Origin of the sequence: Streptomyces albofaciens JCM 4342, from assembly GCF_008634025.1 — a bacterium.
Classification (GTDB): domain Bacteria; phylum Actinomycetota; class Actinomycetes; order Streptomycetales; family Streptomycetaceae; genus Streptomyces; species Streptomyces albofaciens.
The window spans coordinates 80,676-97,976 of record NZ_PDCM01000001.1; the positions used below are offsets into that span (position 1 = coordinate 80,676).

Sequence of the window (17,301 nt, forward strand, 5' to 3'; positions counted from 1 at the left end):
CCCCGCCGACTTCACCGGCGGGGCACGCGGCGGGGCCCGTAGCGGGCGGCCGGCCACGGTTGCCCCGGAGCGGGAGACGGCCGGAGCTCGGGAAGCGGCCGACGCACGGCAAACGGGCGGGGCACGGGCAGTGGCTGGAGCACGGAAACCGGGCGGGGCACGGGAATCGGGCGGGGCACGGGAACCGGGCGGCCGGCGGCCGGGACTGGCGCTGGTGAAGTTCGACCGGTTGGGCGGTTGAGACCGGTCCCACCTCGGAGACCGGGCCGCTGTGGCCCGACCGAGGAGGCCGGAGCCCGGTGGCCCGATCACGGTGGCCCGATCACGGTGGTCGGGCCGCGGTGGCCGACCGCCAAGGCCATGGAGCGGGGCGGCCCGGATCAGCTGGGCCGCTCGGCTCCACCCGGTGGCCCGTGGCGCGCGTACAGGACCGGCCGCGCAGGGCCGTGCCTCAGGTCCTGCCATAGACCCGGCCGCACAGGGCCGTTCCACAGGCTCGTCCGCCCCCGTCCGTACCGCGTACGCGCCCCGCAGTCGGCTCGTACGCTGCGCAGCCGTACCGGCACCGGGCGGGGCGGCGACACGGCCGTACGGCGACGGGCGGCCCCGTGGGACCAATTCCGGTCGCCCGTAGGGGCGCGGGCCGTGGACGGGGCCCTCGGCTGCCCGCGAGGCGGCAGCGCGCCCGAGTCCCCCGGCGCGCGGCGCGGTGCGGAGCCCAGTCGTCTAGGCTCGCGCCGGAACGCGTCCGTACGCCCAGGATCGACCAGGAGAACGCCTCGCCATGGCCAAGAAGCGCCGCCCCCAGACCAAGGCCGCAGCACCGCAGATCAAGGACGGCGAGGTGCCCGTCGTCGGGGCGCGCGAGCCCTGCCCCTGTGGCTCGGGCCGCCGCTACAAGGCCTGCCACGGCCGGACCGCGGCGCACGCCGCGACCGAGCTGGTGCAGCGCCCCTTCGAGGGCCTTCAGGGCGAGTGCGACTGGGTGGCGCTGCGCGAACTGGTCCCCGCCGCCACCGTCGAGCTGACGCTCAAGGACGGGCTGCCGGAGGACGTGCCGTCGGTGACGCTGGCGACCGTCCTGCCCATGGCCTGGCCCGCCCTGCGCCGCGACAACGGCGCCGTCCTGCTCGGCCTCCAGAACGACACCGCCTCGGGCGACCTCAGCCGCGACCTCGCCGACACGCTGCGGCGCGCGCTGGCCGCCGAGCCGGGCACCCCGGTCGCCGCCGAGCGCGCCGCAGCGGACGGCCCGCGCCTCCAGGACCTGCTGGACCCGGCCGCCCCGTTCGAGCCGCAGGTCCACAGCGGCTTCGAGTTCTGGGTGGAGGACGCCGAGAACGCCACGGGCGAGGTCGCCGCCTCTCTGGAGCGCGCGAACGCCGCGGTCATCCCGACCGAGCGGCTGGCCGGCCTGGAGGGCGCCTACTGGTGCGAGACGCCCGAGAAGAACCACCTGCGCTGGGTGATGGCCCACCCGGAGGAGAAGCTGCTGGACGCGCTGGCCCGGCTGCACGCCGCCGGCACCTCCTCGCTCGGCGAAGGCACCCGTCTGGTCGGGTCGTTCCGGGCGCACGGCCTGGTCGTACCGGTCTGGGACCTGCCGTCCGGAATGAGCGCCGACGACGTGGCCAAGCCCGCCGCCGCCTTCGCGGAGCGGCTCGCCACGGCGCTCACCTCCGACGCGCCGCTGACGCCGGAGGAGCGCCGCGCCCGCGGCGGGCTCACCAACCGTCAGGTGACGCTGAGCTGATCGCGCGGCCGAGGGGTCTGGGGCCGCCGGCCATGGCCCGGAGGGCGGTCCCGTGCCCTGAGGGAGCTGCCCGTGCCCCGAGGGAGCGGTACGGGCCCCGAGGGAGCGGTACGGGCCCCGAAGGCGCGGTGCGGGCCCCGAAGGCGCGGTGCGGCACCCCCGAACCGTGACCGGGAACGTGATTCCGGTCACAACTCGCCGTACCGACCGGTAAATACGCGTCCGGAATTCCACGATCGAATTTGCGAACCGCGGATCTCTTGTTACCGTTCTAGGAGCCCGGTCGCTGGTGCATCCCCCGTCGCCAGCGACCGGGCGCTTCCATGTCCGCGTCCGGAGGACCGGCGGACATCCCCGGGAGCGCCCCCGAGAGTCATGCGCGGCCTGCGGAAGGCCCGTGGGAGGCGCGCAGAAGCCCCGCATAAGGCCCGCGCTGCGGCCCTGGTCCGCCCAACCCCCGCAGACCTCGCACATCGCCCCGATCCGCCGGGCCCGCTCCCCGTACCGTCATTGGTCCGAACCACGCTCGCCCGGCGGCCCGTTGCTGCCGACCCGCAGCAGCTTGCGCTCGCCCCGCGCGTCGGCGAGCTCCGCCACCGCGGCGTACGGCGCCGCGCCGCCGCCGACCGTCGGCTCGCGCGGGGTTTCGCAGGTCCCGGGCTCATCACCGGCCGGAATCTCGCAGTAGGCCTGTACGGTCCGGCCGTCCGGCCGCATCAGGGTCAGTACGGCCTGCAGCGGCTCGCCGGACGTGTTGCGGTAGTACGTACGCGCCCAGGACCGGCCGCCTTCAGCGAGAACACACGTCTGAGCTTCCACTCCTTCGGGTGAAGCCAGTTCCGGCCCGCAGCGGGTGCTCCGGCGCCCGTCGGCCGTGTGCGCCACGCCGGCGCTCACGGCCGCCCCCGGCCCGGTGTCCGCTCCCGGTCCCGCACCCGCACCCGCACGCGGCGCACTGGACGTACCGGACGTACCGGACGGGCTAGACGTACCGGACGGGCCAGACGGGCCGCTGCGTACCGGAGTACGACCGTCCGATTGTGGAGCGGTTGCGGAGCCGTCCGGGGCCGACCGTTCAGATTCAGCCGGACCCGCGGTCGCTGCGGCCAGCGGCAGCGCGACGGCGAGCGCCACCGTGCTCGCCAGCGCGATCATGCGGAGGTTCGGCGCACGCTCCATAGGACCCACCTGCGGTTGTCAGGGCGATGGATTGACCGCCGGATTGACGGTTCGCCGAACATATCGGGCCGGAACGGGCGCATATCGGGCTCCCGCCCTCGAATCCCCATCACCACCGGGCAGCTCACACTCGTACGAGTGAACCGCCCGCGCGTTCTTGCGTCGCCACGAGCGGTTCGGGGTGCGTCATTCCGGAGGGGCAGCGGGCCGGGACTCCGGAGGGGCAACGGGCCGGGACATCGAGCGGAGGACAACGGGCAGGAGTCAACGAGCAGGAGTCAACGGGCAGAGGTCAACGGGCAGGAGACAGCAACCGGCGAGCGGCCGCCGCGCACCGGCCGGGAAAGCCAGGCTCTCAGTACGCGAGCCGGCTTCCCCCGTCCGGCGCGCTGGTGCTCGCCGTGACCAGGGCGTCCACGATGGTCTCCACCTGCGGCAGCCAGGGGGCGGCCGGTCCGGTGCCCGGCGAACGTTCCCAGCGGACCTTGCCCACGCCGATCTGCGAGGGCGGCAGGACGACGTAACCGCCCTCGCCGTGGAAGCGCAGCGAACTGGGCACCCAGTCCCGGGAGTGCAGCAACTCGCCCAGTTCCGCGAGGGAGTACGGGGCGACCAGCAGCGACCAGCGGGTGGGGGTGGCGACGACCGGGCCGACCCGGACGCCGAAGTGGTCGAGGGCGGCCAGGGCCCGCGCGCCGGCGACGGCCGGCAGGCTGAGCGCGCAGGGCGCGCGGCCACCGGTGGCCAGGAGGAGGGGCGCGGTCGGCCGGTTGGTCCACCACCAACGCACCATGCGGGCATCGGTGGTGGCCGCGAACAGGCCGGGGTCGAAGGGGTGGGCGCCGGGCACCACGCAATCCGGGTCCGGACAGCTGCACGGGCGCGTCCCGCGCTCGGCACGGCCGTGCCGTCCGCCGGACGGTTTGCCGCCCGCCTGTTTACCGCCGGTCCGCAGTCCGACGCCTGGGAGTACGGGCCACTGCCACTCGGTGGCACAGTGGAGTGCCGCACCGAGCAGTGCCGACCTTCCGCCGCGCCGGAGCTGGAGCTTGCGTCGCCTTCCGAGGATCTCGCGCATGAGCGCTCGTTCCTTTCCGTTAACGCCGAGGGCTATGTCCATCGCACTACATGCCGGTTCATGCCGCTGCGTGGTGTGTCACGGCTCCTGCGAACCCCTGAACGCCACGTGGATCTGTGGTCACTGCGTGTACGGAGCAGCGCATCACGCCATACGCCGAGCGTGGAACGTGGCGGAGGGTGGCGCGCGCATGGCGCTTGCTTGTCCCGTGGAGCAGATCCGCCACTTGGGGGTGCGGTGCGGCGCGGTCGTCGAGGTGTTAGACGCCCGTGCCCGTCGGAGAGTTCCGGCGCGGCTCCAACTGACCCCGCACCTTTCCGAGTACGTACCCGCCATGGTGGTGATGACGCACTGTCGAACGCCGCCAGTCGACCTCAAATTGACGTTCGGGGGGATATTTTCCGGCCAACTTCCCCGTCTCGTTGACACCACAAACCCCACGGGGACAATGCTGGACATCGTGTCACCGGGGCGTGTACATGTGGAGGCATTGATAGCGGAGCAACATGACATGGGGGTTTGCGATGCTATTGAGAAATTTGAGCAGTTCGAAACACTACTCAACACGACTCAACAAAGTGCCGCATTCCAACCCACCAAGCGGCCTGACCAGGGGTTTTGAGCAGCGCTACGTAAGCCGTCGGCCATGACCACCCCCCACGTTCCGAAAGTGGCTGGAATCGAACCAGCACTTCCCGCCCCCACGCACACTGCCGAGTCCGCAACCGCACCAGCCCCCGCGGACACCCCGCCCGAGGTCCATCCCGAGGCCCACTCCCAAGCCCACTCCGCGACCTGCTCCGAGGCCGTCCAGGACCGGCTCGCCGGCTGGATCTCCGACCTCACCACGCTGCACGACCTCACCGAGCGGCTGGCCCGCGCCCAGACCCTCGAAGCCGCCCTCCGGGAGCTGCTGCGCGCCGGTGCCTGCCTGGTGGGCGCCCGGCGTGGGCTGGTGGTTCTCGAACCGCGCGACGGCCGGGGCCCGGACACCACCATCGGCCTCGGACTGGGGCAGGCGGACATCGGCCACATCGAGACCGTGCCGCGCCGCGCGCTCTCGTTCGGCCGCATCCTCGACGGGCTGCCCGAGCCGGACGTGCGGGGGCGGGACACGCGCGGGCCGGACGTGCGCGATCCGGACGTGCGCGATCCGGACGTGCGCGATCCGGACGTGCGCGAGCGGGCACCTCATGACCACCCTCGTGAGCGTCGCGACCGCCTCGAAGCGCACCAAGACGGCGGACAGGCACCCCCCACGCCCCCGGACGGTTCCCTCTCGGCCGGTTCCCTTTCAGACGGTGCCCCTTTGGGCGGTGCCCCTTCGGACGGCTCCCCTTCGGAGGGCGCCCCCTCGAACGGCTCCCCCTCCTACGGCGCCCCCTCCAACGCCTCCGGTTGCGTCGCCTGCGGCCGCGGCGACATCACCCGGCCCGACATCCCCGGCGAGCCCGGCCTCGACCCCCGCTTGCGCGAGGTCGCCGCCCGCCTCGGGTACGCGGCCAGCTACGCCGTACCCCTGGACGCCGACCCGGTCGGCCGCTTCGGCGCCGCGGTCTGGCTCTACGACGAACCCGCCGAGCCCACCGAACGGCAGCGCCACCTCGTCGGCCTGTACCTCGGATACGCCACCGCCCACCTCGCCCGCCTCCTCGAACTGCACCGCCAGCGGCAGACCGCGACGACGCTGCGCGAGGAGCTGCTGCCCAGTCGGCTGCCCCGCGTCCCCGGCGTACGGCTCGCGGTGCGGCACGGTTCCGGGCCGCTCGGCGGCGGCGACTGGTACGACGCGCTGCCGCTGCCGGACGGCGCGCTGGGCCTGGCGGTCGGCTCCGTCACCGGCTCCGGGCCGGGCGCGGTGGCCGCCATGGGGCGGCTGCGCGCCTCGTTGCGGGCGTACGCGGTGATGGAGGGCGAGGACCCGGTCGCGGTCCTCTCCGACCTCGAACTGCTGCTGCGGCTGACCGAGCCGGCCCGTAGCGCCACGGCGCTGTTCGCCTTCGCGGAGGCGCCGCCGGGCGGACCGGGCGGACCGATCCCCTCAGGCGGACCAAGCGGACCAAGCGGTCCGGGCGGTCCGGGCGGTCCGTACGCACCGGGTACACCCGGTTCCGTACCCGGTGCGTATGGAACGTATGGCCCGGGCGGTGCCACGGCCGCCCGCCGGATCGTGCTGGCCGGAGCGGGCCACTGCCCGCCGTTGATCATCGGTGACCGGCGCACCGAGTACGTGGAGACCTCGCTGTCCGCGCCACTGGGCATGCTGGCGTGCTGGGAAGCGCCGAGCGTGGAGCTGGCACCGGCGCCAGGAGAAACCCTTCTGCTCTACAGCGACGGGCTGTTGCGCCGCACCGGCGAACCGATGGACCGCGCCTTCGCCCGGCTCCATGCGGCCGCCGCCGGCGTCCCCCGAGCCGTACGCCACGACCCCGACGCACTCGTGGACCACGTGCTGCGAACGCTGCTGCCGGACGGGATCGACGACCCCGAGTCCCCGGAGGACGTGGTGCTGCTCGCGGCGTACTTCGAGTGAGGGCCGGTGATCGGCACCGGGTGCGGGGCCTCCCCCGAGGGCCCCGCCCGGACGCCACCGCGCAAGGTACCGAGCGCCACCGCGCACCCGCTCCGCCGTCCCGCCCGACCTGTCCGATATCTCACCGCTTCCGACCCCTGGACCCCGTTCCCTTCGCACTTACGATGGAACGCGGTGCAGTCTTACAAGGAGGCATAGTGACCGACGAGCTCACGCCGGAGACCCCGGACGAGGACGAGCAGCCGATCAAGCAGCGCAAGAACGGCCTTTACCCGGGCGTATCGGACGAGCTCGCCGCGAACATGAAGACGGGCTGGGCCGACACCGAGCTGCGCGACCTGGAGCCGATCGAGCAGGCCCCGAACACGGCCCGGCGGCGCGAAGCGCTCTCCCGCCGCTTCCCCGGCGAGCGCCTGGTGATCCCGGCGGGCAACCTGAAGACCCGCTCCAACGACACCGAGTACGACTTCCGCGCCGCCACGGAGTACGTCCACCTCACGGGCGACCAGACCGAGGACAGCGTGCTCGTCCTGGAGCCCCGCGAGGACGGCGAGGGCCACGACGCGACGCTCTACCGGCTGCCCCGCTCCAACCGTGAGAACGGCGAGTTCTGGCTGGACGGCATGGGCGAGCTGTGGGTCGGCCGCCGCAACAGCCTGACCGAGGCCGAGGCGCTGCTCGGCGTGCCCTGCGCGGACGTGCGCGGACTGGCCGACATCCTGCGCGAGGCCACCGGCCCCGTCCGCGTGGTGCGCGGCCACGACGCCGGCATCGAGGCGGCGCTGACCGACAAGGTCACCGCCGAGCGCGACGAAGAGCTGCGGGTGTACCTCTCCGAGGCCCGTCTGATCAAGGACGACTTCGAGATCGGCGAGCTGCAGAAGGCGGTCGACTCGACCGTGCGCGGCTTCGAGGACGTCGTGAAGGTCCTCGACAAGGCCGAGGCGACCAGCGAGCGCTACATAGAGGGAACGTTCTTCCTGCGCGCCCGCGTCGAGGGCAACGACGTCGGTTACGGCTCGATCTGCGCCGCCGGGCCGCACGCCACCACGCTGCACTGGGTCCGCAACAACGGCGAGGTCCGCTCCGGCGACCTGCTCCTGCTGGACGCGGGCGTGGAGACGAACACCCTCTACACCGCGGACGTCACCCGTACGCTGCCGATCAACGGCACGTACACCGACCTCCAGCGCAAGATCTACGACGCGGTGTACGAGGCCCAGGAGGCAGGCATCGCGGCGGTCAAGCCGGGCGCCGCGTTCCGCGACTTCCACGACGCCTCGCAGCGCGTGCTCGCCGAGAAGCTGGTCGAGTGGGGCCTGGTCGAGGGCCCGGTCGACCGGGTGCTGGAGCTCGGGCTACAGCGCCGCTGGACGCTGCACGGCACCGGCCACATGCTCGGCCTGGACGTGCACGACTGCGCCGTGGCCCGTACGGAGACGTACGTGAACGGGACGCTGGAGGCCGGCATGGTGCTGACCGTCGAGCCCGGCCTGTACTTCCAGGCGGACGACCTGACCGTCCCGGAGGAGTACCGCGGCATCGGCGTCCGTATCGAGGACGACATCCTCGTCACCGAGGACGGCAACCGGAACCTGTCCGCCGCGCTGCCGCGCCGCTCGGACGAGGTCGAGGCGTGGATGGCCCGGCTGACCGGTCAGCGGGCCTGATCACGGCCGGTCAGCGAGCCTGATCACGGCCGGTCAACGGGCCTGATCACGGCCGGACACGGACACTGACGCTGATACGGAAACGAGCGGCCCGGAGGCGGTCGGCGGCCCCGCGGGGTCACCGGCCGCCTCCGGCGTTCCCGGGCCGGCGCCCGCCCTGCCTGCCACGGACGTCCGGCCGGGGCTGATCCCGCGGACTCCTACGCGTCCTGCGGCCCGCGGGTGAAGACCCCGGCCCGGGCGGCCGTCCAGGCGGCCTCGGCGGCGTGGTCGGCCAGCCGCAGGTCGATGGGGCGGCGGGCGATCAGCAGCCGGTAGTAGAAGGGCGCGCCCAGGGCGGCCATGATCTCGTCCGCGTCGGCGTCCGCGGCCAGCTCACCGCGCTCCACGGCGCGGTGCACCATCCGGCCGGCCAGCCGCAGCCGCTCGTCGAAGAACTCCCGCAGCACGTCGGCGGCGGCGGGCTCCCGCGCGGCGGCGGAGACCACCGCCTCCAGCAGTCCGCGAAAGCGCGGCTCCGCGTAGAAGGCGGCGATCGAGCGGGCCAGCGCGCGCAGGTCGTCCGCGAGCGCCCCGGTGTCCGGAAGCGGCACCTCGGCGCTGATGTCGACCATCAGCTCGCAGACGATCCGCTCGGTGCTGCGCCAGCGCCGGTAGATCGTCGCGGCGTGCACGCCGGAGCGCTGGGCGATCCGCTCCACCGTCAGCGCCGCGTACCCGCCGTCCCCCAGTTCCTCGAAGGCCGCGTCCAGTACGGCTTGTCGCGTTCGCGCGGTACGTCCGCCCGGCCGGGAGGCGCCGGGAGGTGGCTGCGCTGTGTTCAAGGCGGCTCCGTATTGCAGTGCGAGATCCGGCCACGTATCGTCCAGAACGCTAACGCGAGACACTTCGCGTTAGGGCTGGAGTGTGCGCGGATCCCGCGGCAATCGGGGACGCGGCGGGGGACGTCCTCCCCTTGCGGGACCGCGCCACTCGGCGGTTTCCAGGGGTGGGACGGGCGTCGGCCGGAGAAGCCCGCGGCAGCGGTTCCCCGTACGTTTTCGGCATGTCTACGTTGGTGGCTTGTCTACGGTCTCGGCGTGTCTACGCTGCCAGTGCGTCTACGTTCACGGCATGTCGACGTTGCCGACGTGTCTACGGCTTCGGCATGTCTACGCTGCCGGTGCGTCTACGGTCTCGGCGTGCCCACAACTTCGGCATGACTACAACTTCGGCATGACTACGTTTTCGGCATATCGCGTCCGTACCGGCGGCAGGCCGACGCGCCGGCCCGGCGAGCGGTCCCTCACGACGCCATCAACGGCACCTCCTCCTTCCACTTCAGGATCTTGTCGAAGCTGACCACCGCGCCGCGCCGTCCGGTGCGGTTGCGGTAGCGGACGTGGTCGGTCAGGGCTTCGATCAGAAACAGCCCCCGTCCGTGTTCGGCCTGGGCCGGGGCGGGGGCTGCCATGGGCGGTGGCGGCGCGGCGGTATGGGGCGTCGCGCTTCGTCCGGGGCGCTTGGGCCGCCGGGCCCGTTCCCCGAAACCGGGACCGGAGTCGGTGACTTCGATACGACAGGTGTCGCCGTTGATGAAGGCGGTGACCCGGTAGTCCTCCGTGGCGGCGTCGCCACCGTGTTCGACGGCGTTCGCACACGCTTCGGAGAGGGCGACCGACAGGTCGTGGGAGATGTCCGGGTCCACCCCGGCCGTCTCCATCGTTCCCAGCAGGAGCCGCCGGGCGAGCGGGACGCTCGCGGCCTCGCGCCGCAGATGCAGGGACCACCAGATGCTCATCGCTGCAGCCTCCTGGTCGCGGCTCGACATATCGATACGTATTGCCGGGGCGCATGGTCCGTAAGCGTGCGCGGGACGTGACTCCGCCCATTCGGCGGATGTACCGGCGACGCCCGCCGGTGTAACGGAAGCGGGCCTGCGCCCGCGCGCACTCCGGCGCCCGTGGTGATCGCGCGGGTGCCGCTCCGGCGCGCACCCCGGCGCTGACCTGCCCGTACCGGAATGGCGTGATCCGCCGGGTACGGAGCGGCGGACCTGCCGTACGGGAGCGGTGGGCGCAGTGGGATGATGGCGCGGCCATGACTGCCCCGTCCGACCCCGAAGAGCGCGCCGCCGCGGACCTGCGGCTGCTGAGGGCCGCGGTGTTCACCGCGGTCTGCGTCGCGCTGTCCGCGGCCGGGCACATGATCGGATCCTGTGCCGCGGTCCCCGTGTGGACGCTGGGCGTGGGCTGCGCGGCGGTGTTCGCCGTCGCCGCGCCGCTGGCCGGGCGGGAGCGTTCGCTGCCGGGCATCGCCGTGGCCCTGGCCGTCGGGCAGCTCGCGCTGCACTCCGTCTTCGCGCTGGGCCAGCACCGCATGGCCGCCGCCCCAATGGCCGCACCCGCTTCCGGCGGCGGCCTCTCCGACCAGGCCGCCATCGCCATCGCGCGCCATGTGACCTGCGGCCTCGGGGCCGGTCGGCTGGACGGCGCCGAGGCGCGCCGCATCCTGGACGTCTCCGCGATCGGCCCGGCGGGCCCCGGCACGGCCGGGCATGCCATGGACCAGGCCGCCGCGTCGGCCCCGGTGGCGCACGGGCTGCTGCCCTCGCTGCCGATGCTGCTGGCGCACCTGCTCGCGGCGCTCGCCGCCGGCTGGCTGTTGCGCCGCGGCGAGGCCGCCCTGTGGCGTCTCGTACGGCTCTCCGCCCCCGCGGCGCGGGAAGCGGCCGCCGTGGCGGAAGCGCTCGTGGGCGCACTGCGGTGCACGCTGGCGCTCGTACGCGTCCTGTGCGCCGGACTCCTGGCGGCCGCGGACGCCCGTCCCGTGGCGCGTTTTTCGTACGGGGACGACCAAGCCCGCCCGAAGGAACTCGCGCTCCAGCACAGTGTCGTCAGGCGGGGCCCGCCCGCCCTGGCTCTCGCGGCCTGACGCCACACACCGCACCCACACATCCCGCAGCAGGACCGGGCACGCCCCGGCGCACGGGAGGGAACGGTGTGCGCCGGCGTCGCCGCACGCGCGCCAGCCGTTTCCCTTCCCTCTTTCCTCCTGCCTGTGGAGTGCTTTCCGCCATGCCCGAGTACACCGCCGTACCGTCACAGCCCACCGCCGCGCCGTCACCGTCCGCTGCCGAACCGCCCCGGACCGCCGCACGGACTGCCGCCCGGACCGCCGCACGGGCCGCCGAACCGACCGTGCCCTCCGGTCGTCGCGGCCGGCTCGCCCGTCGGCTACCCGTCGTCGGCGGCCTCGCCGCGGGCAGCGTGCTGCTGCTCGCCGTACCCGCCTTCGCGCACGTCAGCGTGCAGCCGGGCCAGGCCGAGCAGGGCGGCTACGCGACGATCAACTTCAAGGTGCCCAACGAGCGCGACAACGCCTCGACCGTGAAGCTCGAAGTGACCCTGCCGACCGACCACCCGCTGGCGTCCGCGATGCCGCAGCCGGTGCCGGGCTGGAAGATCGACGTCACCAAGTCCAAGCTCGACAAGCCCCTCGAAACGCACGGCAAGAAGCTCACCGAGGCCGTCTCGAAGATCACTTGGACCGCGGACGGCGGCAAGATCGAGCCGGGCCAGTTCCAGCAGTTCCCGGTCTCGGTGGGCCAGCTGCCCAAGACCGACCAGCTCGTCTTCAAGGCCCTCCAGACGTACGACAACAACGAGGTCGTACGTTGGATCGAGCCGGCCAAGGAGGGCGCGCCGGAGCCGGACAACCCGGCGCCGGTGCTCAAGCTGACCCCCGCGTCCGGTGACGGCCACGGCTCCGGCGCCGCCGGCGCGAAGAACGCCGGCGGCGACGCGGACGACACCCGGCAGGCCGCCGCGGACGGCAGCGACACCACGGCGCGCGTCCTGGGCGGCGTCGGCATCGCCGTCGGCGTCATCGGTGTCGCGTTCGGCGTGCTCGCCGGCCGGCGCCGTGGCGCCTGACCCGACCCCGTGCCCGACCCGGCGCCCGCGCGGCGCCGGGCCGGCACCCCGCTCCTGACCACACGGGACACACAGCAATGCGCAAGAGGTATCTGATCGCCGCCACCGTCGCCCTGGCCTCGGCACTGACCCTGGCCGCCTGCGACGGCGGCGGCGACAGCGACAAGCCCGCCGCCAGCGTCTCCGGCGGCACCCGCTCCCAGCCGATCGTCACGCTCGATCAGCCCATGGAGAAGCCGGACCTGGTCCTGACCGACACCGAGGGCGAGAAGTACGACCTGATCGAGCGGACCAAGGGTCACCCGACCCTGATCTACTTCGGCTACACCCACTGCCCGGACGTCTGCCCGCTGACGATGAACAACATCGACGTGGCGATGCGGCAGCTGCCCCAGGCCGAACAGGACGACCTGCGCGTCGTCTTCGTGACCTCGGACCCCGAGCGCGACACGCCGGCCGCCCTCAAGAAGTGGCTCGGCGGCATCAACAAGAAGTTCGTCGGCCTGACCGGCTCGTTCGACACCATCCAGGCCGGCGCGCGCAGCGTGAACATCGGCATCGAGAAGCCCGTCAAGAAGAAGAACGGCGACGTGGTCTCCACGCACGGCGCGCAGGTGCTGCTCAGCTCCCCCAAGGACGACAAGATCCACTGGATGGGGATGCAGGACGCCGACGTCGACCGCTACTCCAAGGCACTTCCGAAGATCATCAAGGGACAGAACCCGTGAACCGCCGCACCACCCTCGCCGCCGCCCTCGCCCTGACCGCCGGATTCGCCCTCGCGGGCTGCGGCGGGGACAGCGCCCCCAAGCTCTCGGTCTCCGGCGCCTACATGCCGCAGCCGGTCGACCAGAACATGGCCGGCGGCTTCCTGGTCGTCAAGAACTCCGGCGACACGGCCGACCGGCTCACCTCCGTCACCAGCGACGTGGCCAAGAGCGTCACCCTCCACACGACCAAGGACAACAAGATGGAGGAGGTCAAGTCGCTGGACATACCCGCGGGCGGCGAGCTGGAACTCGCCCGCGGCGGCAACCACCTGATGTTCATGGGCCTGAAGAAGAAGCCGGCCGAGGGCCAGCAGGTCACCATCGAGCTGCACTTCGACAAGTCGAAGCCGCTCAAGGTCGAGGTCCCGGTCAAGTCCGGCACCTACGTCCCGAAGAACGGCGGGGCGAAGGCGGACTCCGACGACGGGGCGAAGACGGGCACCGGCGACGGGGCGAAGACGGGCACCGGCGACGGGGCGAAGACGGGCTCCGGCGACGGGGGCGCGATGGACCACGGTTCCATGGACCACGGTTCTATGGACCACGGGTCGATGCAGCACGGTTCGGCGCAAAACGGGTCGACGCAGCACGACGGGTCGACGCAGCACGACGGTTCGCAGCACGAGGGATCCGCCGAAGACCACTCGCAGCACGACGCCAAGAAGTAGGGGGCGCCCGTCATGACCACCACCGTCCTCTGCGCATCGGGCTCCGGCGCCCGCGCTCCGGGCGCACGCCGTGAAGGCGCCCCGCGCATCCGCCGGTCGTCCGCGCTGCGCCTCCTGGTGCTCGCGGCGGCGCTGCTCGGCGTGCTCCTCGGAGGCGCCGCACCGGCCAGCGCGCACGCCGCGCTGACCGGCAGCACCCCCGCGCAGGGGTCGGTGGTGCAGAGCGCACCCGAGCAGGTCACGCTCACCTTCTCCGAGGGCGTCGCGATGGGCGACGACTCGATCCGGGTCCTGGACCCGCAGGGCAAGCGGGTCGACCGCGGCAAGCTGCGCGACCTGTGCAGCGGCGAGACGGTCAAGTACGGCGCGGGGCTGCCGCCGGGGCTGCCGGACGGCACGTACACCGTCGCCTGGCAGGCGGTCTCCGCCGACAGCCACCCGGTCTCCGGCGCCTTCACCTTCTCGGTGGGCGCGCCGTCCAAGACCAGCGCCCCACTGCCCCAGCAGGAGGCCGGCGGCGGTGTGGTCGGTGCGCTGTACGGCATCGCGCGCTACCTCGCGTACGCGGGCTTCGTCGTCCTGGTGGGCGGCGCGGCCTTCGTCCTCGTCTGCCGCCCGGCCGCCGCGCGCGTACGGTCCGTACAGCGCCTGGTGTCCCGGGGCTGGGCCGTGCTGACCGCCGCGACGATCGCGATGCTGCTGCTGCGCACCCCGTACACGACGTCCGGGGACCTCTCCGATGTCTTCGACCTCGGGGGGCTCCGGCAGGTTCTGGAGACGAAGCCGGGAGCCGCGCTGCTCTCCAGGTTGCTGCTGCTAGCCGCCGCGGCCCTGTTCGTGGCCGTCCTTTTCGGCGCGTACGCCCGCGCGCAGGGGAATGAGGGGCGTACGGAGGGGACCGCACGCGCCGGGGACGTGGACGGACAGGCCGACGACGGTCAGGCCGACGGCAGCTCGGCTGACGGCGGTCCGGCCGATGGCGGACCCGCCGCTGGCGATCCGGCTGACGGCGGTCCCGCCGGTGCCGACCCGGCCGACGGCACCCCCTCCGCCCCCGACCGCCCGCACTACAAGCAACCCAAGCAATCCAAGCAACCCGAGTCCCCCAAGCAACCCAAGCCCCCCAAGCACCGCAAAGACCTCACCTTCGGTCTGGCCGTCGGCGGCACCATCGTGGCCGTGGGCCTCGCCGCCACCTGGGCGATGGCCGAGCACGCCTCGACCGGCCTGCAGACCGCCGTCGCCATGCCGGTGGACGCCCTGCACCTGCTGGCCGTGGCCACCTGGCTCGGCGGGCTGGCCGCGCTGCTGGTCTCCCTCTACAAGGGCCCGTCCGTGGCCCGGGCCGGCGTCCGGCGGTTCTCGCGGCTCGCGTTCGGGTCCGTCCTCGTGGTGGTGGCGACCGGCGTCTACCAGTCGTGGCGGCAGGTCGGTACGTGGCAGGCACTGACCGACACCGCGTACGGGCGGCTGCTGCTGGTCAAGGTCGCGCTGGTCGTCGTCCTCGTGGGCGTGGCCTGGTTCTCGCGGCGCTGGGCGGCGCGGCTGAGCGAGGGCCCGGCGCCCGAGGCGGAGGCCGCCGCCGTACTGGAAAGCGTGGCGGCGCACGCGGAGGCGGGCACGGAGTCCAGCGCTGCCATCGCGAGCACCGGCGAATCCGCACACGACGGCGGATCCGCACACGACGGCGGGCACGTGCACACCGGCGAATCCGCACGCGACATCGACCCCGCGCGGGCCGCCCAACTGGCCCGGCAGCGCTGGGCGCTGGCGACCGCCCGTACCAAGCGCATCCGCGACGCCGACCCGGAGCGCACCGGGCTGCGCCGGTCCGTACTCGCCGAGGCGTCGGTCGCCGTGGTCCTGCTGGCCGTCACCACCGTGCTCACCTCCACCGAACCGGCCCGTACGGAGGAGGCCGTGAAGGCGGTCGGCGCGGCCGGGCGATCGGCCGACGCCAACCAGCCGCAGGTACTGAACATCCCGTTCGACACCGGCGGCGCGCGCGGTAAGGGCACCGCGCGCATCGACCTGGACCCGGGCCGCAGCGGCAGCGCCAACGCCCTGCACCTGCGGATCGCCGATCCGGACGGCCGGACCCAGGACATCCCCGAGGTGAAGATCTCCTTCACCCTTAAGGACAAGAAGCTAGGGCCGCTGCAGGTCACCCTCGACCACGTCAGCGAAGGACACTGGAGCGCGCGCGACGTCCAGTTGCCGGTGCCCGGACAGTGGCAGCTCTCCCTGGTCGTCCGGACCTCCGACATCGACCAGGTCACCGAGACCAGGAACGTGAAGATCAACTGATGACGACCACCGCTTCTCCCTCCGGCTCCGCCGGTTCCGGCGCCGGTACGGAGCGCCCCGAGACCCTCGAACTGTCCCGCCGCCGCCTGCTGGGCACCGTCGGCGCCGCCGGCGCGGCGGGCCTGGTCGCCGGTGCCGCGGGCACCGCGATCGGCGTCGCCGCCGCGCAGGACGACCCGCCCGCCGCGCTGAGCAGCGTCGGCTCGACCACGGTCGCCTTCCGCGACGAACGCGCCAAGCACCAGGCGGGCATCACCACCCCCCTCCAGGCGCGCGGCCACCTCGTCGCCTTCGACCTGGCGCCGGGCGCCGACCGCAAGGCCGCGGCGGCACTGCTGCGCCGCTGGTCCCGTACGGCCGAGGAACTGATGGCCGGGCGCGCGCCGGCCGCGGACACCGGTGTCGCGCTGGACGCGGGCCCCTCCTCGCTCACCGTCACCTTCGGGTTCGGCCGCACCTTCTTCGACCGTACGGGGCTGACCGCGCACCGCCCGGCCCAGCTCGAACCGCTGCCGGACTTCTCCTCGGACGCGCTCGACGCCGGGCGCAGCAACGGCGACCTGTGGGTGCAGATCGGCTCCGACGACGCGCTGGTCGCCTTCCACGCGCTGCGCGCCCTCCAGAAGGAGGCCGGGGACACCGCGCGGCTGCGCTGGCAGATGAACGGTTTCAACCGCACGCCCGGCGCCACCGCGAGCCCGATGACCGCCCGCAACCTGATGGGCCAGGTGGACGGCACCAACAACCCCAAGCCCACGGACTCCGACTTCGAGGAGCGGATCTTCGTCGGCCGGGACGCCGGCAGCGGCCCGTACGCCTGGATGCGCGGCGGCTCGTACGCGGTCGTCCGCCGCATCCGGATGCTGCTGGACGACTGGGAGAAGCAGCCGCTCGCCAAGCAGGAGAAGGTCATAGGCCGCCGCAAGGCCGACGGCGCGCCGCTGACCGGCGGCGATGAGCACACGAAGATGGACCTGGACAAGAACGGCCCCGACGGGCTGCCGGTCATCCCGGCCGACGCGCACGCGCGGATCGCGGCGCCGGAGTCCAACCAGGGCGCGGCCATGCTGCGGCGGCCGTACTCCTTCCACGACGGGTTCCGCGACGACGGCGCCCCGGACGCCGGGCTGCTCTTCATCTGCTGGCAGGCCGACCCCCTGCGCTCCTTCGTCACCATCCAGCGCAAGCTGGACCGCGGCGACGCGCTCTCGCCGTTCCTGCGGCACGAGGCCAGCGGGCTGTACGCGGTGCCGCCGGCCGCGGTGGCGGGCGGGTATGTGGGGCAGCCGCTGCTGGAGGGGTGAGGGGGAAGGGTGGGTCTCGGTGGGTCTCTGATCTCCGGCGGGCCCCCTGAGGCCCGTGGGTCTCCGGCTTCCGGCCGGAGCGGGCGGCCGGTGCGGGTAACGTGGCGAGCGGGTGATCGGTTCGG

12 protein-coding genes and 1 pseudogene are annotated in these 17,301 nt (G+C 73.1%); 9 read left to right on the plus strand and 4 right to left on the minus strand.

Annotated features, from left to right (window positions below; translation table 11 throughout):
• The first annotated feature begins 784 nt into the window (after positions 1 to 784).
• Entirely contained in the window at positions 785 to 1,753 is a 969-nt protein-coding gene (locus tag CP973_RS00515) for a DUF5926 family protein (protein WP_150236579.1), read from the plus strand.
• Positions 1,754 to 2,260: 507 nt separating this feature from the next.
• On the opposite strand, the gene CP973_RS40625 is transcribed toward CP973_RS00515, so the two are convergent.
• Positions 2,261 to 2,572, minus strand: a complete 312-nt coding sequence (locus CP973_RS40625) for a hypothetical protein (protein WP_244409213.1) — start codon at positions 2,570 to 2,572, stop codon at positions 2,261 to 2,263.
• Between the two features lie 715 nt (positions 2,573 to 3,287).
• A complete protein-coding gene (locus tag CP973_RS00525) occupies positions 3,288 to 4,010 on the minus strand; it encodes a bifunctional DNA primase/polymerase (protein WP_150236583.1) in 723 nt (240 codons plus the stop codon).
• A 670-nt stretch (positions 4,011 to 4,680) separates the two neighbouring features.
• Between CP973_RS00525 and CP973_RS00530 the strand changes: the two genes are divergently transcribed.
• The gene (locus CP973_RS00530; protein WP_150236585.1) at positions 4,681 to 6,543 is read left to right on the plus strand and encodes a PP2C family protein-serine/threonine phosphatase; all 1,863 of its coding nucleotides are present in this window, start codon (positions 4,681 to 4,683) and stop codon (positions 6,541 to 6,543) included.
• Between the two features lie 197 nt (positions 6,544 to 6,740).
• On the plus strand, positions 6,741 to 8,213 hold the full coding sequence (locus CP973_RS00535) for an aminopeptidase P family protein (protein WP_150236587.1): 1,473 nt from the start codon (positions 6,741 to 6,743) through the stop codon (positions 8,211 to 8,213).
• 200 nt (positions 8,214 to 8,413) lie between these two features.
• On the opposite strand, the gene CP973_RS00540 is transcribed toward CP973_RS00535, so the two are convergent.
• Both CP973_RS00540 and CP973_RS00545 read right to left on the minus strand, forming a co-directional pair.
• Complete coding sequence (locus CP973_RS00540) at positions 8,414 to 9,037, minus strand: TetR/AcrR family transcriptional regulator (protein ID WP_150236589.1); 624 nt, start codon at positions 9,035 to 9,037, stop codon at positions 8,414 to 8,416.
• Positions 9,038 to 9,498: 461 nt separating this feature from the next.
• A complete protein-coding gene (locus CP973_RS00545; RefSeq protein ID WP_150236591.1) occupies positions 9,499 to 9,993 on the minus strand; it encodes an ATP-binding protein in 495 nt (164 codons plus the stop codon).
• 299 nt (positions 9,994 to 10,292) lie between these two features.
• Here CP973_RS00545 and CP973_RS00550 point away from each other — a divergent pair, with 299 nt between their 5' ends.
• The 6 genes and pseudogenes from CP973_RS00550 to efeB all read left to right on the plus strand — a co-directional run bounded on the left by CP973_RS00550 (position 10,293) and on the right by efeB (position 17,176).
• Positions 10,293 to 11,126 carry a hypothetical protein gene (locus tag CP973_RS00550; protein WP_150236593.1) on the plus strand — a complete coding sequence of 278 codons (834 nt, stop codon included), beginning with the start codon at positions 10,293 to 10,295 and terminating at the stop codon, positions 11,124 to 11,126.
• A 143-nt stretch (positions 11,127 to 11,269) separates the two neighbouring features.
• The gene (locus CP973_RS00555; RefSeq protein WP_244409214.1) at positions 11,270 to 12,127 is read left to right on the plus strand and encodes a YcnI family copper-binding membrane protein; all 858 of its coding nucleotides are present in this window, start codon (positions 11,270 to 11,272) and stop codon (positions 12,125 to 12,127) included.
• A 77-nt stretch (positions 12,128 to 12,204) separates the two neighbouring features.
• Positions 12,205 to 12,855: an SCO family protein gene (locus CP973_RS00560; RefSeq protein ID WP_150236595.1), complete on the plus strand. Its 651-nt coding sequence runs from the start codon at positions 12,205 to 12,207 to the stop codon at positions 12,853 to 12,855.
• Positions 12,852 to 13,292: pseudogene (locus CP973_RS40630) on the plus strand (copper chaperone PCu(A)C); the annotation flags it as partial. The gene CP973_RS00560 and the pseudogene CP973_RS40630, both read left to right, overlap by 4 nt.
• A 285-nt stretch (positions 13,293 to 13,577) precedes the next feature.
• Entirely contained in the window at positions 13,578 to 15,872 is a 2,295-nt protein-coding gene (locus CP973_RS00570; protein WP_150236598.1) for a copper resistance CopC/CopD family protein, read from the plus strand.
• Positions 15,872 to 17,176, plus strand: a complete 1,305-nt coding sequence (gene efeB, locus CP973_RS00575; protein WP_244409215.1) for an iron uptake transporter deferrochelatase/peroxidase subunit — start codon at positions 15,872 to 15,874, stop codon at positions 17,174 to 17,176. The genes CP973_RS00570 and efeB overlap by 1 nt, the downstream gene beginning before the upstream one ends.
• The last annotated feature ends 125 nt before the right edge of the window (positions 17,177 to 17,301 follow it).